Below are 18,774 nucleotides of genomic sequence, written 5' to 3'. Positions count from 1 at the left end.
ATCGGCTATTGTTTTTTCAGACGCTTATACTCCTCTTCCATTTTCTTTGACAACTGTTCTGGTGTGATGGAGCCTGCTAATAATTCTTGACCCGTTGTTGCCATGACCGCCCACATTCCGCTTGGTAAGTATTTTCGATCGAAATACGGTTCAATCTTCACCTGTTCGTATTGATCGTAAAATGTAGAGTAATAGTTTTTCGCTTTCACTTGTTTTAGAGCTGTTTCAGAGGATGTGCCTTCTGCGATTTTTTTTGCGTTTTCAGGCTTTGCTAAAAAATCGATGAATTGTTTTGCTTCTTTTAGATGCTTAGAGTCCTTCCAAGCAGCGACAGTAAACCGTTCTCCGCCAATCCAGCTTTGTTCATCTCCTTCATGAATGGCTGGAACAGGCATCGTGCCTACTTTGATCGATGGATTCAGCTCTGTTGCTTCAGGTCCTAACGATCCTCCGACAAAGGTGAAGGCGATTTTGTTTTGCGCCATGAGTTCCGGTGCTTGAGAGAGTTTCGCTGTCAGGACATCTTTGTTTAAAAGGTCTTGATCTTTCAGATCTTTCATGAATTGTGCAAGCGGTGTATAGAGAGACCAATCAAATGATCCGTTTTCAAGTTCCTTTCCGTATTGATGTTTTTGATCGGTGATTAATAAAGGCGTCGCCAGCTCATCAAAGACTTGGGCAATATTTGAGTTATCTCCTCCTGGTATCCAGAGCGGCACAACATCTCCTTTGCTTTTTTCTTTCACTGTCAGCAAAGCCGATTTTAATTCATCAAGTGTTTTAGGGGCTTCGATGCCATATTTCTTTAATAGATTGGCATTAAAGCTAAGCCCGTCTTTTGCTTGATTCAGCGGATAAGCGTACACTTTGCCATCTTGGTCTTTTAAAATCTGGTCGAGTGAAGGATCAAGCTGTTTGACCCAATCCATCTTTTTTAAATCAGCCACATACTCGCTATAGCGCAGTTTGGCCCAGCCATGTGTATCAAAAAGGTCTGGCATATCGTTTGCCCCCATTTTGACGCGGATCATATCTTCATAGCTGTTGCCTGGGAAATTGGCATCGATTCGAATGTGTTGATGCTCCTTTTCAAACTCACGAATCACTTCTTCAAACGCTTTTCTTTCCCCGCTGTTGCTCATCGTTGAAAATAGCGTCAAGGTGACCTTTCCATTTGCTTCAGAAGAACCGTTATAGCCGCAAGCAGACAAAATCATGGTCAAGAAAATGGCTGCAATCAGCAGCATGATTTTTTTATTCATGGTTTCCTCCTTTTGATCACTGAAAATTCAGACGATAATCGGTAGAATTCATGCAGTTGCGGAAACAAAAGAAGTCCATTATACTGGAATTCTATTCTTTTCAAAGAGATAAGAGAGCATACCGGCAGGCTGCCTTGTTCTTAGCATGATCTGGCCATCATGCTAAGCAGCTTGCTTTCTGCTTTTTTGTCTCTTTTTTGTGTGCTGAAATTGATGGTTCACCCCCTTTCATGGATGAGACATGTACTGCCTCGCTCGATGAGTGTTGTTGGCACGACGACTTTTAGAGGAAGTTTTCTTCCGTTTATTCTCTCAAGCAAAAGCTTCAGACCGACTTCCCCCATTTCTTCTGTATATACTTTGACGGTCGTAAGCGGCGGGCTTGAAAATGACGCGGCTTCAATGTCATTAAACCCAACAATGGATACATCTGAAGGAACGTGTAGACCAGCTTCATGGAGAGCGCGCATTGCCCCGATTGCCATAGAGTCACTTCCGATGAAAAAGGCTTGCGGCAGTTTTCCTTTTTTGATAGCTTGCTGCATAAGCGTATAGCCTTCATGCATGGAGTATTCACCAATGTGGATGTCTTCCATATGAAGAGCTCCCGCCTCCTGCATTCTTTTCATAAACGTCGTTTGTCTTTCGTCCTCAATCACAGCGTTGCCTTCGAAATAATGCTCCCGCTCTTTCCCCCCAATATAGCCTAGATGTGAATAGCCGAGAGATTGCAGATGACGAATGGCGCGATCTGCCGCTCTGACAAAATCCACATGTACACAATCATACAAATCTTCATCTGCAAAATGATTGATAAAAACAATGTGTTCCATTCGATTTGTCATTTTTTCAACCGTATCAGGGCTGATTCGTCCAATGACGATCAAGCCGTCAATATCCTTTAGCATCGCCCCTTTATCCATGCTTCTTAGGCGAAAGGTATGGAGAGTGGACAGTCCTTGTTTGGCATATTCTTTTTCAATTCCTTTTCGAATCGATGAAAAAAAGGGATCATTTAATTCTTCGTCAATGGATTGAGCGACAACGATACCGATGACTGGGGATTCAGATGGGCTTTTTTCTTCTGCTTGATCGGCTTTTCTTGCTCTCACTGGGGTATAGTTTAACTTCTTAGCAATGTCGAGGATATTTTGTCTCGTTGCGTGTGAAACGGCAAGTGTTTGATCGCCATTTAACACACGGGATACAGTGGAAACGGACACTTTTGCATCATGAGCAATATCTTTGAGTGTGGTCATAGGCAAACTCCTCATCGTTATTTGACTAAATATTTACTAAAGATATTTGAAGGATAACATATTAATAAAGCGCTTTCAATTATAGATTTGTGATTATTATTTTGTATTTGGGTAAGTTTTAGTGAGTAAATGTTGTTTTAGTAAAAATTGCGTAAAAAAGAGGATGGGTTTCATCCTCTCTTTTACTAACGCGATTCGATTGAAGCTGTTTCTTTTGAAAATATTTGCTTCATTGTTTCCCAAGCAGTGTCGAGTTGTTTATGAAGTCCAAATAAACCTGAGGTGCCGATGATGTATATCTCATTTCCAGCCTCAGCAAGCAGCCGGAACGTGCTCTCATTACAAGAACCATCTACTTCAATTGAAAACGAGTATCCTCCGTGTTTTTTGATATCTTTCACCTGTTTAATTTTCTGAAGCATTTCTTTAATAAAAGGCTGTCCGGCAAAGCCTGGATCGATCGTCATGATCGTCACTCGGTCTATTAAATGAATAAAGGAATCTAATGCTGCAACTGGTGTGGCGGGGTTTAAAACAAAGCCAACCTCACATTTTCTTTGGTGAATATGCCGGATGATTCGAAAGGCATCTTTCTGCACGACTTCTGGGTGTAAACAAATCATCGTTGCGCCTGCATCAATACACGCATCGATTAAAAATTCCTGGGGGTGTTCAGCCATTAGATGAACATCAATCGGTAAATTTGTCAGTTTCCGAAGCTGTTCAATGAAAAAGGGTGATAACGTCATATTCTTCACATAATGCCCATCCATCACATCGACATGGTACCTGTCTGCTCTCGTGTTGAGAAAATGAATTTGTTCACGGAAGTGCGTGAGATCCATGCACATTAGTGAAGGTGAAAAAGTGGCTGTCAATCTCAGTCTCCTCCTTATTACAGCTGAAATAAAAGCTTGATCAAGCCAATTAAGATTCCGATGATACCAAAGTCTGTATCTCCAAACGTTGTCCCTTCAAAACCGAGGGTTCCGAGCACAGGTAATAAACAAGCAGGTAAAAAGGAAAGAAGCAATCCATTTACAAAGGACCCAGCGACAGCACCTCTTACCCCTCCTGTTGCATTGCCATACACTCCTGCTGTAGCACCGCAAAAAAAGTGCGGGACAAGACCAGGGACAATGATAGTTAAACCAAACAAAGGTAAAAGAAAAATGGATACGATGCCTCCTGCAAAGCTGCATAGAAAACCGATAATCACCGCATTTGGCGCAAATGGAAAAACGGTTGGCGCATCAAGTGCCGGCTTTGCTCCCTTCACGAATCGATCGGCAATCCCCTTAAAAGCAGGCACGATCTCGCCAATGGCCATCCGTACCCCTGCTAAAATAATGTAGACACCAGCAGCAAACGTGATCGCCTGAATGAGAATGAAGACAGCGAAGTTCGTGCCCCCGCTAATTTGTTCTATAAAAGGAATTCCTGCAAACGGTGCAATCGCAAAGAACAGCAAAGCCATCGTAATCGAAATGGCAACAGATGTATCTCTTAGAAAACCGAGTGATTTAGGCACTTGAATGGTTTCCGTTGATTTTTCAGGAGAACCAACCCATTTGCCGATCATTCCCGCAGTAAAATAACCGAAGGTACTGAAGTGTCCGAGCGCGAGATCATTGCTTCCGGTGACTTTCCTCGTAAACGGCTGGAGGATTGCGGGGGAAATGACCATAGCTGCACCTAATATCATTGAGCCAGTGGAGATGAGCAGCCACCCGTGCATGCCGGCTGTCGAAAGAACGACGGCGAGCATAGCCGCCATATACAACGTGTGATGTCCAGTCAAAAAGACGTATTTAAAGGGTGTGAATCTTGCAAGTAACAAATTGACCAGCATGCCAAAAATCATGATAAGTGCTGTCTGTGTACCGAATTCCTTTTGAGCAATGGCGGCCATAGCATCTGTATTTGGCACAACCCCTTGAATGTGAAAGGCTGCTTCAAACATCTTTCGAAAAACCCCGAGTGAATCAGAGACGACTGTAGCGCCCGCCCCTAATATTAAAAAGCCCATGGTTGTTTTCAAGGTGCCTGACACAGTATCTGCGGCTGATTTTTTCTGCAAAAGTAAACCGGCTAGAGCAAATAAACCGATGAGAATGGCAGGTGTGCCCAATATATCGTTCATAATCAGTTCTATCAAGATGTGAATCCCCCTTTTTCATGACTTAAATGTGTTGACGAAGGACGTCCTTAATGGCTTTCTGGTCTAACAAATTATTTAAGCCAGCCACATTTCTTGTGCCGTCATTCAGCTGGTCAATAATATCAGCTGCGCCGATATAAAGATCTGCTTGTTCATTTTTACTTGTACTGAGATCGGTATGATCCACTTCAGCTATAAGACCTAATTCTTCTAATGCTTTTTTGACATTCATTTCTACAATAAAGCTGCTCCCTAACCCGTTTCCACATACAACTAGAATTTTTTTCATTCTCTTTTTCCCCCTTTATACTTGTGAAAATTGATCAATTAATTCTTGCATCGATGCTAAATCTTCTGCTTCAATCAATTGTTTCGTCCGTTTCTCTTCACTTAACAGCATGGTCAGCTGTTTGAGTGCTTTCAAGTGGCTCATGCTGTCAATAGCGGCTAACACAATGACAAGCCGCACCTGCTTTTTGCCATCCTTTGAAAACGAAATGGGCTGTTTGAATGACATGAGTGTCATGCTCAATTTGTTCACGCCATCCTCGGGCCTTGCATGTGGAATGGCCACTTGTGGTGCAATCACAATATAAGGACCATTTTGATGAACAGACTGAATCATGGCTTCTACATAACTTGATTCAATGGCATTTTGATCAAGTAAAGGCTGCGCCGCTTTTGTAATCGCCTCTTGCCATGTGTCTGCTGTTTGGTGGAGTTTAATGGTTTGTTCTGTTAATAAATCGTTTAACACTGGGTTCCACCCTTTCTGATAGGATACATATGTGGGATGAAGCAGCTCCTGAATGTCATGAAGCAGTGCTTGTTTGTTTTGTACGATGGTATGCTGCTGAATGATGTTGAATAAAGCGTTTACATGCTGCTCGTCAACCTTCGTTTCTAAGACTTTCCCGTATTGAAGTAATGTTTTTTTCTCATAGGCAGTTAAAATAGGATGAACGAGATGAACTGGTTTTCCTTTAAAAGAAATAGGTGTTGTGGACACAACGAAATCTGCATCAACGGCTGCTAATTCTTCATATGCACGCTTTGATAACAGCCCGCGTACTTCGATGTAGCCGATTAATTCGAGGAGCTGAGTTTTCAGCATGTAACTTGTGCCGATTCCTTCTCCGCAGACAATGTATACAGAACGCTTAACAATGGATGAAATTCCTTCTCTTCTCATCCAGCTGCCAAAATGCATGGTGAGATATGCAATTTCATGGTCACTCAATTTTGAACAGGACGCCTTTTCTAAATGGCAGGCAACTTTTTGAGTGATTTCAAATACTTCTGGCTGTGCTTTTTTTATAGACTCCGTCAGTTCGTTGATTATACCAATGTGATAGATGAGCCTGTAATAAGCTGGAATTAAATGCATGGTTAAGTTTTGCTCTAATGCTTTTGGTTCTTGAAAGGAAATACAAGCATATCGCTGAAAGTCAAATATCATTTGTCTAGCGATGGTGCGAATGAGATGTTCTTCTGGTTTTTTAATTGATGGAAGTTTTTGTTTTTTGGCACTTAGCCATAGGGTGCTAAGAAAATAGATCTCATCATCATGAACAATGAGACTGGCCTCTTTTTGAATCTGCGCCATGAAACGAATAGCCGCCAAGCATTCCTCTGTTTCCTGCAATGTTCGCTTTTCTTCGTTTGAAATGTGTACAGCATGCCCTAGCTTCATCCGCTTGAAGTAGAAAAAGAGATCCAAAGAGAGCTGATCCAGCATCTCATCTGCAAATTCAAGCTTAAGTTCTTGTTCTGACTGCTGGAGGAGATGGTGTACCCGTTTGGACGAAATAGGTCCCTTTAACCAAAATGACGGAAACGTTTTTTCGTTTTTTATCATTGTGCGAATGAAATGTATATAAGGTTTGAGTGCCAATCGAATGGACCTTTCGTCTCCTGAAATCACATAGCCGCTTGCTGCCTGATAGCGGAGTGTGATCTCCTGCTTTGAAAGCGCCTCTTTTAGCTGTTTCATATCCTCGAGCAATGTATTTCGGCTCACCTTTGTCATCTTCATAAAATCATCAATTCTTAGGCAATGCTCGCTGCATGCTATGGATAAAAGCAAGATGGCCCTTCGTTCCTTTTTACATGGTTCATAATCGTGACCAACAAGAATGGTATCAGCTTTTTGAATAATGATTTCTTTTTCCAGAGGATTTAAATAATAGCCAAGTTGACCTTTTCGCTGCACACCACTAAGCTGATGAGTTTCCAGCCAGCTGTTCATTCGCTGGATTTCAGCGTAAACGGTTCGAGTCGAGACTTTCATCCGATTCTGTAAATCTTCTATTGATAGATAAGTTGTCGTGTGAAGCAGCATAGATAGTAAAGTCGTGCCCCTTTTGGTTAAGTACAGTTGGAATTCCTCCTTTCTTCTCTTTGCTTATAAGTCTAATCAACTCACATGCATCAAAGAAGTCCAAATGTCTTCAGCACGTGCTGTGCAGCGATTGTGTGCTCTTTTCATAAGAAAAACACACAATTTGAGTGTGCTTTCAGGCAAAGAGTCCTTTGTCTTTTTTTAGTGTTTGAGGACCAATAAACACAAAAAACCTTGAATGATATAAAGCCAGTCAAGGTTTTTTCACTTCTTATCATCTTTTATTTTTCCTATACGTGACGTTTAAAATTATTTTTTGTTTAAACTAAATCCGAAATCCAAATCGTTTTCAAATGAAATACAAATACACCAATCACCTTTTAATGATATAAAGTAGTGGTGCTGAGGGATATTTAAAAAATAGACTAGTAGCTCTTCTAATTGTTTTAATTCAAACTGATACCCAAACTCTGTAAGGTTATCCCCTATGTAAATTACTTGTAAGTGATTATCTAAATATTTGCCTTTTAATTCAGTTATAAATAGAAGAGCATCAGGAAGTAACGATTCATTATTTGAGCTCTTACTATAATGTTTATTGGTTTGTAACCAATCTATTTTTGAACCAGCAAAATCAAATTTTTGTTCTATTAAATCTAAATAAATTTCGGGATTTTTATGTACTTTGACACTTTTAAGAAGGTCTTTTAATTCCAAATCCTTTATTAGTTCTTCATCATAAGAAATCAATAAAATTAACCCCTTTATCTAAAATGTATTTAACTGCCTTCTTGTCAAAATTCATAGGAATCGCTGTTCCATCATTTGTCGCATTCATCATTTCGGCTTACAATGCCATTGTAGTTTGCTGCTCTGTCTCTAACAAAGAATATTCACCTTTTAAATTTTGATCGAGTTTTATTAAATCTTTAACCGTTTTCTTCCGCAGCTGAGCTCTACAGAAGATGGAAATAAGATTGGTGGTTCATTGAGATTTGTTCGAAATACGACTCAGCTTCATGTATCTAATACAAGGTCTAACCAGCATTGATTATGGACAATATAGTAGTAGTCTCTCTTGTAAACTTTCCAAAATTTCTACAGGCATTTCCCTGACCTTGATATCCTCACCTAGGAAAAATAGCCAATTTGTTATTTCGGTTATTTCTTCTGAATAATTAACATTGATAAAAGTCTTTAAAATGGCTGTAGTTTGGTAAGGATTCGTATAAGAAATTGACATTTTGAAAGGATGGTATTTTTTGAACTGTGCAATTGCCTTTGGACCAAGTTCAAGGGCAAGGTTGATTACTTCCTTCTGCTTACTTAGTTTTTCTAAAATCTTTTTCCTGGTTAATCTATTTTTTGTAGAGCATGGTTCTACATCTGTGAGGTTGTCGACAGTCAAAATCCGTTTCTTCTCTTCCTTTAAATCAAAGCCTTCAATCAACCACAGGCTTTTTTCACGATAAGGTTCAAAAGGTAAATAGGATAGGACTTGATCACTTTCTCCTCTCTAACGGTAATCAGTAAATATCGATCCAAAATAAGCAATTGGATTAATTTTTCTAACATGGGGTGAGGGAGATCGGACAAATCAAGCAGATCAGGATTATTCGGGTTGGTCCCTTCAAATAGCAAGAGGCGATTTAACAGAACGAGGTCATCTTGCTGGGTTTCTGAGATGAGTCCTAGTAATTTTTCAGCTAAAGACTGGCGACTCTTTAAATAAGGGAGTTGTTGGTTTCTCGTGGCCATAAAGGCAATAAAAAGAGCTTTAATCTCATTATCGGTAAAACGGACAGTTGGCAGGACAGAATTGTTCATCACAAAATATCCTCCGTCCCTTCCTACTTCTGCGACAAGTGGCATCCCCATAGCTTCAATTTCTCTGATGTCTCTAATTGCTGTCGAACGAGAGATATGAAATTCTCTCATGATTTCAGTAATTGTAAAGTTGGAGCGGTTGTTAATATACCGCATGATGGTATTAATCCGTTCAACTTTTTTCATCTGGTCCTCCTAAACAGTATCATTTTTTGACATGGTTTAAGCCTATTATATATTTATCAAGTGAAAAAAACATTTGATCAATTCACCAGAAGGAAGTGTTGAATATGGCAGAGTATATACTAGAAGAAAAAGACAGCTTTCACGTGTTAGGTATTGGAACTGAACTTAAGAGTCATTACACAGACTATGCGGGCATAACGAAGGAAAAAGCAGACTTTTGGCAAGCAGTCAACCAAGAAGGTAAGCTTGACACCTTAAAAGCCATTGCCACAAATGACTATATTTTTATCGTAAACGAAGCGGTAAATAATAAGCTGATGCATTATGTCGGGGTCATGACAGAGGAATCGTTACCAGAAGCGGACAGAGTGATTCAATTTCCTAAAGGGGAATATCTAATCGTTAAAGGGGAAGCTAAAACTGCTGATGAATTGCATCAAACGCTTACTGGTATTGCATTTGGTCAAGTCTTGCCTGAAGCAAAGAATTTCGCCTATGTTGGTGGACCAAATGCAGTGGTAGAAATGGGACAGCGAAACGACTTATTACTTGGTGAGATGTGGATTCCTGTTGTACGGAAATAACAAGGATATGGAGGGATAGAAATGGCTTATATCGTTGATTTTAAACATGTGTCTACGATTGGTTTAGAGTCTTCACCTGTAGCAGAAGCACTTGCTGGCTTACGAGCGAATGAGGCTCGTTACTTTATGAACAAATATAAGCATGAATTTACAGTATTACCTGCCAGCGATAGTCAGGAGACCCTTGATTATGTAAACCGAGTGTTAAAAGAAGAACGTGAACTAGAGTTTGCAGCCAAACCTTTAGAAACGGCAAGTTTTCAAGTGGAAAATATCAAATGGACCTACGTCTTTTATGAGGATGGTCTTGCAATTAACGTCCTGTATACAGTGGATGACCCGAAAAAACGTGCTGTTGGTTTTAAGCTTTCTGAAGGGATGGAAGTACCAAAGGAATTAGAAGGAAAATTTAAATTTGCTAGGCAGAAGTCTAAACTAGCTGGAACGATTCGTGGGTCATTCTTTAAAATTAAAGGGGAATATTGAGTTGAGAAACCCTTTCTTCACTCGAATTTGTGAAACTGATTGAACAAATAAATTAAAATAATTTCCACCTTCTAAACAGAGCAGCATTCTCTATGCATTATTAGAGGATGTTTTTCTGTTTATTGTACCAACCTTATTTTCTTATGAAGAAGTTCGCCGTCAAAGCGATTAGTCTGCTATTTCACTGTTTAACATCTATACTTTTTTCAGATCTATATTCAAAGAAAATGAGGTGAAGTATCCCTCATTAAAAAACACTCACCATAAAAGCTGTGAGTGCCTAGTTTTGCTTGTCTCTATCATACGATGACCCACTCAGGAAAAAAGATCCCCATTTTATCGGTATGAAGGCCAATAAACACAAAAACCTTGAAAGGCATATAGCCAGTCAAGGTATGATAACAATAACATTATATTTAGAAGTATCAACTACTTCACCTACTGATTTATCTGAGAGAATATCATATTTGTTTTATATTTCTTTCTAATACAATAAGGCTATTTTAAAGTAACTCCACTCCAACTTGTTTATAAAATTTAACTTTTAGCCTCTCTTCTTCGCCCACGTTCATTACCATAGCTTTGTCATCTTTTTTTATACTTGTTACATTATTAAAATCACCTGTAAATACTATAGAATCATTAAATGTAATACTTAGACTACTCGTTTGCTTATATACATCTAAAGTTAAAATCACCTTGAAATTTTGGTCATCTTTGTAAGTATAAATTAATTCTCCATCATCTATATTGCCTGTTATACTCACCGGCTCACTTTGAAAAAGTTCTAATAGATCATATTCATCATACTTGATAAACATTCGTATTCATCCTTTTATTAATTATTTTGGTATAACTGTGATAACATCGCCTGCTTCATTTATAATTACTTTGACATCCCGAGTTTCATGAACAAACGTTCCACTTCTATTACCAGGTATCTTTTTCGTATTCATTATAGCGTCTTCAATAACTGAAGGTGGAATATTTCTTGGATCAACATATTTTTTGATGAAATCACTAAATTCTTTTGTTTGTGGTTTAAATCCTAATTCTTCAGCTTTTTTAATTGCTCTACTTGTTAAAGTAGCTTTTACTTCAGGAGTATCAGGTGCCATTCTTTCCAAAGCATGGTGAGAATACATTCTTCCATTTATTTTCCCTCCGCCTTTTGACATATTCCAACCAATTTCACCCGTACCCTTAACCCCCATTTTACCATGAAACCCTTTCGCCCCAAACGGCAAAAGCATTCCTAGCGCCGCATTCATACTTGCTTCCTGCTGTTCTTTTGAGATCTTGTTTCCAAACATGTCTCGGCCTGTGATTGCTTCGCTGAAGCCGTTGGTGGCGGTTAGGCCATATAATCCTTTTTGAGATGTTTTCAGGGCGTCAAAGGATTTTTGTGATGTCTTGTAAATGTCGACTGCCCTGACTGCGGCTGATGTGGCTTGGGTCGTTTTATAGACAGCTTTTCCGCCTTTGAAAATGCGGCCTGCCCAGCCGACGATTGGGATGTAGCCTGCTGCTGCCATGCCTCCTGCCGCGACTCGCTGGCCTGCGGTGAGTTCCTCGCCTGTGATTGGATCAACGCCTGTTGCGGCACGTTTTGCATCGTTCACACCGGTCAGTTCATTCACGATGTTTCCACCATAATCGAGCGCTTTTTCATACCAAGGGCGGTTGGCGAGCGCTTCTTGTTCCTTTGCGACCTTGCGGGCTTCTTCTTGTTCTTTTTTGATTTTCAGATATTCAGAAGTTTGCTTCTCAATATCGCTCTTTGCCTTGTAGATGTCGCTATTTTGATACGCTTTCTTGTCAAAATTCATAGGCGAAATCGCTTTTCCGTCATTTGTCGCATTCATCATTTCAGCGTACAATGCCATTGTAGCTTGCTGCTCTGTCTCTGACAAAGCATATTCATCTTTTAAATTTTGATCAAGCTCTCTTAGTTCTTTGACCGTTTTTTTTCGTTCATCTTCCGCATCTTCTATTTTTTCATCAAAGGTTTGGCTATCAAATACCTCTAGGGAAATGAGGTCATCAATGTCTTGAAAAATCGTTTTGAGTGCCTTTTTTTGATCCTTCACAATGCTTTTGGCATTCTTGATGCCCATATGTACTGCGTTGTCTAAAAAGTGTTCTTCTACAAAGGTATCGCCGCCAAAGCTCGTATCATCAAGTGTCCCAGAAACACCGTCATGAAAGGCTTTTTGCTTATCAATGAAGCTGATAAACATGTCTACATTTCCGGAGAGCTCTTTATAAAAGCTTTTAATGTTATCGGCACCTTTCCCAGTAAAATCATCACCGAGGTTAGCAACACCTTGTAATGCCTTTTTTAAATCTACCATTTGTTCACGGAGTTCCTGATGGTGTTTTGCCCTTGTGTCCATGGCACTTGTTAGTGCTTTTGCATCAAGTATCTTGCCCAGAAGAATTCACTCCCTCCCATTCTTTGACAAGGCCAATTTTACCAATACAAAGTTTATCATTAAATAGGCATTAAGATACAAAAACAATACTGATTATGTAAATGAACATTGTTTCAATTGAAAAGCAAACTATAGAATTCATTAGCTCCACTTTTGTCATAACAATTATAATGTAGTTTTTAGAACAATCTTTTAAATAGAACATTTTTTTGAGCTACTCCATTATAAAAAAGAGTTATAGAGCACTTCCATGGTAAGGAAGATGTCACTAGTCGAGGCAATCCCTACATGAATTAGGAATGCACTTAGAAAAAGCACACCCGGATCAGTGTACTTTTTACGATTTAGACTTAAGCAATTGAAGTTCTTGCTCCATGATATCTGCTGCTTCAGTTATAAATTGAATAATTAAATCTAATTCTTCTGGTTTGTATTCATTTGTGAGTTCCTTCGTTGATGTTGATAAGGATCGAAAGAGTTCTTTCACCTGTGATTTCCCTGCCGTTAATGGAACGATGATCACTCTTCGTTTGTCTTTTGGGTCCTTTGCTCTTTTGGCGTAGCCCGCTTTTTCAAGCCGGTCAATGAGTGCTGTGACTGCACCGGAGCTAAGGCCTGTTTTTTCACTTAATTCCCCTGCTGTAAGGGGGCCGAGTTCATTTAATAAATCAGCTGATTTGAGATCTGTTGGAAAAAGGCCGAGTGATTGGGCGGCCGCTTGGTGGAATAAAACGGTTCGTGTGGCGAGGCGCCTCATTGTATGGATGATCTGGGTTGCTCTGTCTTCAGCCTCGTTCTTTATTGACAACTTGTTCTCCTCCCTTTAAAATCAATTTATCTTGATCATCAAGATAAATGTTCTCTTACTTTAATATTTAAGTTGATCATAGCAAAAATAAGGAGAGAACGTAAGCAGGAGGTAAATGAAATGAATCATGTGGATAAAGGCAAGGCATCCACTCGCTTTGTTGTCATCGGTTTGCTGTTAGGGATTTTTATGGCAGCGATGGACAATACCATTGTTGCAACAGCGATGGGAAGTATCGTAGCAGATTTGGGCAGTTTTGATAAATTTGCTTGGGTGACGGCTTCTTATATGGTGGCAGTAATGGCGGGAATGCCTATTTACGGAAAGCTTTCTGATATGTATGGTCGAAAGCGTTTTTTTCTGTTTGGACTTATTTTCTTTTTAATTGGATCAGCGCTGTGCGGTATCGCACAAACGATGGATCAGCTCATTATTTACCGAGCCATTCAAGGGCTTGGAGGCGGTGCCCTTCTTCCAATCGCATTTACAATTATCTTTGACATCTTCCCGCCTGAAAAGCGTGGAAAAATGTCTGGTATGTTTGGAGCTGTCTTTGGTTTATCAAGTGTACTCGGACCGCTCTTAGGTGCTATTATTACGGATTCGATCGGCTGGCATTGGGTTTTCTATATTAATGTGCCGATTGGTATTGTCAGTGTCTTCTTGATCGCCAGATATTATCAGGAATCGCTTGAACATCGTAAGCAGAAAATCGACTGGTCAGGTGCTATTACACTTGTCGTTGCGGTTGTCAGCTTAATGTTTGCGCTTGAGCTTGGCGGTAAATCTTATGCTTGGGATTCGGTGCAAATCCTCACACTTTTTGCTGTGTTTCTTGTGTTCGGTACGATCTTCTTTATTGTTGAGCGTAAAGCTGAGGAACCGATTATCTCATTTTGGATGTTTAAAAATCGATTATTTGCGACATCTCAAATTTTGGCGTTTTTATATGGTGGGACATTCATTATTCTTGCTGTGTTTATTCCTATTTTCGTGCAGGCGGTGTACGGTGAATCTGCAACAAGTGCAGGGTTTATTTTAACACCGATGATGATTGGATCAGTCATTGGCAGTATGATTGGCGGAACGATGCAGACGAAAGTGCCTTTCAGACGTCTTATGACCATCTCTGTCATTTCATTTTTCGCTGGGATGCTGCTGCTTGCCAATATGTCACCAGATACAGCAAGACTGTGGCTCACACTCTTTATGATGATATCAGGCTTTGGGGTCGGGTTCAGCTTCTCCCTTCTGCCGTCAGCTTCAATGAATGATCTTGAGCCGCGCTATCGAGGCAGTGCAAACTCGACCAATTCATTTATGAGATCACTTGGGATGACGCTCGGTGTCACGATTTTCGGGACGATTCAAACCAATGTGCTGACAAATCGTTTAGCTGATGCCTTTAGCGGAATGAAAGGAACCCCTTCTCAAATAGGCGATCCACAGGCTATTTTCCAAGAAGGTGCCCGCTCACAAATTCCGACTGATATTTTAAATAAAGTCATCGATGCAATGTCACAAAGTATTACGTATGTATTTTTGCTTGCTTTATTCCCGATTGCACTTGCGGCGATTACAGTCATATTTATGGGAAATGCACGAGTACGTACATCAAATGAAATGAAAGAAAACGATTAATGTGAAAAAGCAGAGCGATTGCAGCTCTGCTTTTTTTCTTATTGATATAGCGGATGGGCTTTGCCCTCACTGCCAACGATTCGTATTTTCGATTGGACCATGTCTTTTGCTGCTTGTTTTGCTTTTTGTAAATACATACGCGGATCTAAGCTTTCAGGTTCATTTGAGAAATGATCACGTATGGCCTCGGAGTATGCATTTTTCAATTCAGTTGAGACATTCACCTTTGCCATACCAAGTGCAACGCATCGCTTCACATCCTCATCCGGTACAGCAGAACCACCGTGGAGAACAAGTGGTACATCGACCAGGTCCGCAATTTGTTCAATGCGGGCAAAGTCAATATCCGGCACCCCTTTATAAATGCCATGGGCAGTACCAATCGCAGGCGCTAAAGTGGGCACCCCAGTTTCTTCTACAAATTGACGGCATTCTGATGGAATGGCTTTTTCAGCATCCTTTTCATCAACGACGATATCATCTTCGACACCGCCTACCTTGCCTAATTCTGCTTCAACGTTCACCCCTACTTTTAATGCGAGGTCCACAACTTCTTTTGTGCGGCGAACATTTTCTTCATATGAGTGCATAGATGCATCGATCATAACGGATGTATATCCGGCCCTGATACAGGTGAGAATCACATCAAAGTCTGTGCAGTGATCGAGGTGAAGACCAATTGGGATTTGATATTGATCAGCCGCCGCCTTCACTGTATCTGCAATCGCTTTTGCTCCAAGAGATTGAACCGTTCCAACCGTTGTTTGCAATATCACAGGTGACTTTAATTCTGCTGCCGTTTCGAGCACCCAATATATACTGTCAAAGGAGTGCACATTGAATGCCACAATTCCGTATTTTTCTTTTTTCGCAGCCTCAAGCATTGGTGTTGTTGAAAGTAAAGGCATGATCAAACATCCTCTCTAGTTAAAATATCCGTTTTTAATACAGCCAGCATGTCTTCATTTGTTCTTGTTTCCAGCAGTTTTTGACGTTTCGTTTCATCCATTAAGCCTCGTGAAAGGGCAGAAAGAGCCTTTAAATGAGTCGTACCTGCTTCACTTTTAGGAATCAATAAGGATAAGAAGAAAAAGCAAGGCTTCCCATCAAAAGCGTCCCATTCAATGCCTGTTTCCGTGCGGACGATCACAAGTGCTGGTTTTGTGATGGCTTCTGTTTGTGTATGCGGAATAGCAAATCCATCTTGAAAACCGGTTGTACTCAGAGCTTCTCTTTCCGCTAAGCCTTTTTTGACTTCCTCTGGTGAGGTGCAAATACCTGATTTGTAGGCAATGTCAGCAATGGCTGCGAACACGCCAGCCTGTGAAGAAGCTGTTTCGTGAAGATTCATATAGATATGTTCCATTATTTCTCTTCCTCCCTCTTAAACTGCGGGTTTGTCTATTTTTTTACGGTAAAGTCCGTATAGAATCGCACCTACAATTGATCCGATTAGTATGGAAAGCACCCATTGGAAAGCACCTGTGACAACTGGAAGGACAAGGAATCCACCGTGCGGAGCTGGAACCTGTACGCCAAACAAATATGTCAATATAGCAGAGATGGCCGAGCCAAACATGATAATTGGCAGGACAACGACTGGGTTTTTTGCCGCAAATGGGATGGCTCCTTCTGTAATATGTGTCGCCCCCAGAATATAGTTGATTGCCCCAGCATTTCGTTCTTGTGGCGTGAAATGTTTTCGGAAAATGGTTGTAGCAATCGCGATGATAAGTGGTGGTGTGATACATGCTGCAGACACACCTGCCATAAAGTAAAGGTTGCCTTGTGCAAGTAAAGCCGTTCCTGTAACATAGGCTGCTTTGTTAAATGGTCCGCCCATATCAAATCCACACATTGCTCCCACAATTAAGCCTAAAAGCAGCGGATTTGTGGATTGTACAGATGAGAGAAAATCCATTAAGGAATTATTTAACCCTGTGATGGGAACCAATAGCGGGGTCATGACAGCCCCAATTAAGAAAATACCGATGACAGGATAGATGAAGATCGATTTTAATCCATCAAGCGATGCTGGTAATTTTTGAAGCAAGAATTGAAGCAATAAAATGATATATCCTGCTGCAAAACCTGCGATTATACCGCCTAAGAAGCCAGCACCTCCATCATTTGCAAGGAGCCCTCCTATAAAGCCGACGACCATCCCTGGGCGTCTTGCAATTGAATCAGCGATAAATGCTGCTAAAATTGGTACCATTAAGCTAAAGCCAAGTCCGCCAATGCTTTTCAAATAGGCAGCAAACGGATGATACGTTTCGTGCTGAGGATCAGCAGAGTAGATTCCGAATAGGAAGGAAATAGCTATTAAGACCCCGCCTCCAACGACAAATGGCAGCATGTGTGATACACCGTTCATTAAGTGCTTATAAATGGTGTGTATCCATTTATTTGCCGATTTTTGTTGAGAGGATGAAGGAGCAGATGGTTTCTCTGTTCCAGAAGCTCTTCCTTTCACTTGATGAACGGGAGCATCTCCATTGATAATGCTCTGAATCAGCTCAGTCGGCGTGCGAATGCCTTTGGCTACAGGCACTTCAATCAGTGGCTTGCCGTGAAAACGGTCTGTATGCACATCTTTGTCGGCTGCCACAATGACTCCATCTGCTTCCATAATGTCTTGATCGGTTAAAGCGTTTTCAATTCCTACTTGACCATGCGTTTCGACTTTGATGTCGACCCCTAGTTGCTCAGCAGCGATTTTTAATGCTTCAGCTGCCATGAATGTGTGTGCAATGCCTGTTGGACAGCCGGTTGCAGCGACAATTTTTTTACGGCTCATGTGTATTCCCCCTTATATTTTCTGTATGTGTACTTGCTCAATCAATGAATCAATGTCATGTAAATCACTTAAGCCTTTCGAAAATGCGGTAGAGGCTCCTGTTGCAATGCCGTAGCGTAAGCATTCTTCAGGTGAATGTCCTTCAAGCTGTTTACTAAGAAAAGCTGCAAGCATCGCATCTCCTGAACAAGCTGTGTTTACTACAATGCCTGTCGGTGCGTTTCCTTTTAAGACGGCGTTTTTCGTAATGAACAAAGCCCCTTCTCCCCCGCGGGAAATAAGCACTTGCTCTGCACCCATCTCAATAAGCTTTTCTCCTGATTGAATGAGTTCTTTTTCTGACAGAGGATGTGTTTTGCCGAAAAAAGCAGCCATTTCTTCTTCATTCGGTTTTAATAAGTACGGCTTGTATTGAAGCGTCTCAAGAACCGCTGCAGAGCTTGTGTCTAAAATGAACTTGACGCTTTGTTGATGGCAAATAGCTGCTACTTCTGAAAAAATGCTGGCAGGAACGCCCTTTGGCAAACTGCCTGACATGATGAGGATGCCCCCCTGCGGGATAGCTGCAATTTTCTCACGAAAGGCGTGAAGCGCTTTTTCTTCAATCGCAGGGCCCTGGTTCACGAGCTTGTATTCTTCTGTCGTATTAATAAAAACATTAATGCGTGTAATTCCCTCAACCGAGATAAAATCGGTCTGAATAGAGAGATCCTTTAAGGATTGTTCAATATAAGAGCCTGAAAACCCAGCGATAAACCCTAATGCAGTGCTGGTGAAGCCATATTTCTTTAGCATAATCGACACGTTCACGCCTTTTCCATTCGGCTGATAATCTTCATCTTCCGTACGGTTGACTGCATTTGCCCGCATTTCTTTTAATGCAATATATAGGTCAATAGCAGGATTTAAGGTGCAGGTATAAATCAATTGGTTTCACCTTCTTTCTTTTCTCTAAAGAAAGTATCTCATACGATTCAGTGAAAA

17 protein-coding genes and 2 pseudogenes are annotated in these 18,774 nt (G+C 40.7%); 3 read left to right on the top strand and 16 right to left on the bottom strand.

What is annotated here, in order from left to right; translation table 11 throughout:
- Positions 1 to 5 precede the first annotated feature (5 nt).
- The 9 genes and pseudogenes from AC3WTB_RS00270 to AC3WTB_RS00230 form a co-directional block, all read right to left on the bottom strand.
- Positions 6 to 1,262 carry an ABC transporter substrate-binding protein gene (locus AC3WTB_RS00270; protein WP_492333165.1) on the bottom strand — a complete coding sequence of 419 codons (1,257 nt, stop codon included), beginning with the start codon at positions 1,260 to 1,262 and terminating at the stop codon, positions 6 to 8.
- 218 nt (positions 1,263 to 1,480) lie between these two features.
- On the bottom strand, positions 1,481 to 2,521 hold the full coding sequence (locus AC3WTB_RS00265) for a LacI family DNA-binding transcriptional regulator (protein ID WP_330545150.1): 1,041 nt from the start codon (positions 2,519 to 2,521) through the stop codon (positions 1,481 to 1,483).
- 185 nt (positions 2,522 to 2,706) lie between these two features.
- A complete protein-coding gene (gene alsE / locus AC3WTB_RS00260; RefSeq protein WP_330545151.1) occupies positions 2,707 to 3,399 on the bottom strand; it encodes a D-allulose 6-phosphate 3-epimerase in 693 nt (230 codons plus the stop codon).
- A 17-nt stretch (positions 3,400 to 3,416) separates the two neighbouring features.
- The gene (gene ulaA / locus AC3WTB_RS00255; RefSeq protein WP_330545152.1) at positions 3,417 to 4,679 is read right to left on the bottom strand and encodes a PTS ascorbate transporter subunit IIC; all 1,263 of its coding nucleotides are present in this window, start codon (positions 4,677 to 4,679) and stop codon (positions 3,417 to 3,419) included.
- A gap of 25 nt (positions 4,680 to 4,704) precedes the next feature.
- Positions 4,705 to 4,971 carry a PTS sugar transporter subunit IIB gene (locus tag AC3WTB_RS00250; RefSeq protein WP_047203175.1) on the bottom strand — a complete coding sequence of 89 codons (267 nt, stop codon included), beginning with the start codon at positions 4,969 to 4,971 and terminating at the stop codon, positions 4,705 to 4,707.
- A 15-nt stretch (positions 4,972 to 4,986) separates the two neighbouring features.
- On the bottom strand, positions 4,987 to 7,059 hold the full coding sequence (locus AC3WTB_RS00245; protein WP_492333430.1) for a BglG family transcription antiterminator: 2,073 nt from the start codon (positions 7,057 to 7,059) through the stop codon (positions 4,987 to 4,989).
- Between the two features lie 273 nt (positions 7,060 to 7,332).
- Entirely contained in the window at positions 7,333 to 7,773 is a 441-nt protein-coding gene (locus AC3WTB_RS00240) for a rhs-associated protein (RefSeq protein WP_144494745.1), read from the bottom strand.
- A 34-nt stretch (positions 7,774 to 7,807) separates the two neighbouring features.
- Positions 7,808 to 7,969, bottom strand: a pseudogene (locus AC3WTB_RS00235) (T7SS effector LXG polymorphic toxin); the annotation flags it as partial.
- 105 nt (positions 7,970 to 8,074) lie between these two features.
- A pseudogene (locus AC3WTB_RS00230) lies at positions 8,075 to 9,036 on the bottom strand (helix-turn-helix transcriptional regulator).
- Between the two features lie 104 nt (positions 9,037 to 9,140).
- Here AC3WTB_RS00230 and AC3WTB_RS00225 point away from each other — a divergent pair.
- Together AC3WTB_RS00225 and AC3WTB_RS00220 are read left to right on the top strand one after the other, a co-directional pair.
- Positions 9,141 to 9,620, top strand: a complete 480-nt coding sequence (locus AC3WTB_RS00225) for a GyrI-like domain-containing protein (protein ID WP_058838635.1) — start codon at positions 9,141 to 9,143, stop codon at positions 9,618 to 9,620.
- Between the two features lie 21 nt (positions 9,621 to 9,641).
- Positions 9,642 to 10,106 carry a DUF8821 family protein gene (locus tag AC3WTB_RS00220; protein WP_041085199.1) on the top strand — a complete coding sequence of 155 codons (465 nt, stop codon included), beginning with the start codon at positions 9,642 to 9,644 and terminating at the stop codon, positions 10,104 to 10,106.
- Positions 10,107 to 10,609: 503 nt separating this feature from the next.
- Here the strand turns inward: AC3WTB_RS00220 and AC3WTB_RS00215 are convergent.
- The 3 genes from AC3WTB_RS00215 to AC3WTB_RS00205 all read right to left on the bottom strand — a co-directional run bounded on the left by AC3WTB_RS00215 (position 10,610) and on the right by AC3WTB_RS00205 (position 13,298).
- Positions 10,610 to 10,927: a hypothetical protein gene (locus AC3WTB_RS00215; protein WP_039179063.1), complete on the bottom strand. Its 318-nt coding sequence runs from the start codon at positions 10,925 to 10,927 to the stop codon at positions 10,610 to 10,612.
- A 21-nt stretch (positions 10,928 to 10,948) separates the two neighbouring features.
- Positions 10,949 to 12,502: a ribonuclease YeeF family protein gene (locus tag AC3WTB_RS00210; RefSeq protein ID WP_492333164.1), complete on the bottom strand. Its 1,554-nt coding sequence runs from the start codon at positions 12,500 to 12,502 to the stop codon at positions 10,949 to 10,951.
- 376 nt (positions 12,503 to 12,878) lie between these two features.
- On the bottom strand, positions 12,879 to 13,298 hold the full coding sequence (locus AC3WTB_RS00205; protein WP_059377412.1) for a MarR family winged helix-turn-helix transcriptional regulator: 420 nt from the start codon (positions 13,296 to 13,298) through the stop codon (positions 12,879 to 12,881).
- Between the two features lie 171 nt (positions 13,299 to 13,469).
- Here AC3WTB_RS00205 and AC3WTB_RS00200 point away from each other — a divergent pair, with 171 nt between their 5' ends.
- Positions 13,470 to 14,990 carry an MDR family MFS transporter gene (locus AC3WTB_RS00200; RefSeq protein WP_492333163.1) on the top strand — a complete coding sequence of 507 codons (1,521 nt, stop codon included), beginning with the start codon at positions 13,470 to 13,472 and terminating at the stop codon, positions 14,988 to 14,990.
- A 38-nt stretch (positions 14,991 to 15,028) separates the two neighbouring features.
- Here AC3WTB_RS00200 and AC3WTB_RS00195 read toward each other — a convergent pair whose 3' ends face one another.
- Genes AC3WTB_RS00195 through pfkB form a run of 4 tightly spaced genes read right to left on the bottom strand, consistent with a single transcriptional unit; the run spans position 15,029 to position 18,717 of the window.
- Positions 15,029 to 15,898, bottom strand: coding sequence for a class II fructose-bisphosphate aldolase (locus tag AC3WTB_RS00195; RefSeq protein WP_107164280.1), 870 nt, complete (start codon positions 15,896 to 15,898; stop codon positions 15,029 to 15,031).
- A gap of 2 nt (positions 15,899 to 15,900) precedes the next feature.
- The gene (locus tag AC3WTB_RS00190) at positions 15,901 to 16,359 is read right to left on the bottom strand and encodes a PTS sugar transporter subunit IIA (protein ID WP_492333429.1); all 459 of its coding nucleotides are present in this window, start codon (positions 16,357 to 16,359) and stop codon (positions 15,901 to 15,903) included.
- A 15-nt stretch (positions 16,360 to 16,374) separates the two neighbouring features.
- The gene (locus tag AC3WTB_RS00185; protein WP_039179080.1) at positions 16,375 to 17,790 is read right to left on the bottom strand and encodes a PTS fructose transporter subunit IIC; all 1,416 of its coding nucleotides are present in this window, start codon (positions 17,788 to 17,790) and stop codon (positions 16,375 to 16,377) included.
- Positions 17,791 to 17,802: 12 nt separating this feature from the next.
- Positions 17,803 to 18,717 (bottom strand): 1-phosphofructokinase, encoded by a 915-nt coding sequence (pfkB, locus tag AC3WTB_RS00180; protein ID WP_059377360.1) that lies wholly within the window; start codon positions 18,715 to 18,717, stop codon positions 17,803 to 17,805.
- Positions 18,718 to 18,774 lie beyond the last annotated feature (57 nt).

The sequence above is a fragment of the Bacillus sp. EB106-04-04-XG123 genome, from assembly GCF_058791855.1.
The sequence above is the reverse complement of the archived record's forward strand: the minus strand, read 5'-3'. Positions and strand labels throughout refer to the sequence as shown.

Coding starts and splice junctions, on each gene's coding strand:
- AC3WTB_RS00270 (WP_492333165.1), bottom strand. CDS start 1,262: ATGAATAAAAAAATCATGCTGCTGATTGCAGCCATTTTCTTGACCATG.
- AC3WTB_RS00265 (WP_330545150.1), bottom strand. CDS start 2,521: ATGACCACACTCAAAGATATTGCTCATGATGCAAAAGTGTCCGTTTCC.
- AC3WTB_RS00250 (WP_047203175.1), bottom strand. CDS start 4,971: ATGAAAAAAATTCTAGTTGTATGTGGAAACGGGTTAGGGAGCAGCTTT.
- AC3WTB_RS00225 (WP_058838635.1), top strand. CDS start 9,141: ATGGCAGAGTATATACTAGAAGAAAAAGACAGCTTTCACGTGTTAGGT.
- AC3WTB_RS00220 (WP_041085199.1), top strand. CDS start 9,642: ATGGCTTATATCGTTGATTTTAAACATGTGTCTACGATTGGTTTAGAG.
- AC3WTB_RS00215 (WP_039179063.1), bottom strand. CDS start 10,927: ATGTTTATCAAGTATGATGAATATGATCTATTAGAACTTTTTCAAAGT.
- AC3WTB_RS00210 (WP_492333164.1), bottom strand. CDS start 12,502: ATGGACACAAGGGCAAAACACCATCAGGAACTCCGTGAACAAATGGTA.
- AC3WTB_RS00205 (WP_059377412.1), bottom strand. CDS start 13,298: ATGAGGCGCCTCGCCACACGAACCGTTTTATTCCACCAAGCGGCCGCC.
- AC3WTB_RS00200 (WP_492333163.1), top strand. CDS start 13,470: ATGAATCATGTGGATAAAGGCAAGGCATCCACTCGCTTTGTTGTCATC.
- AC3WTB_RS00195 (WP_107164280.1), bottom strand. CDS start 15,898: ATGCCTTTACTTTCAACAACACCAATGCTTGAGGCTGCGAAAAAAGAA.
- AC3WTB_RS00185 (WP_039179080.1), bottom strand. CDS start 17,790: ATGAGCCGTAAAAAAATTGTCGCTGCAACCGGCTGTCCAACAGGCATT.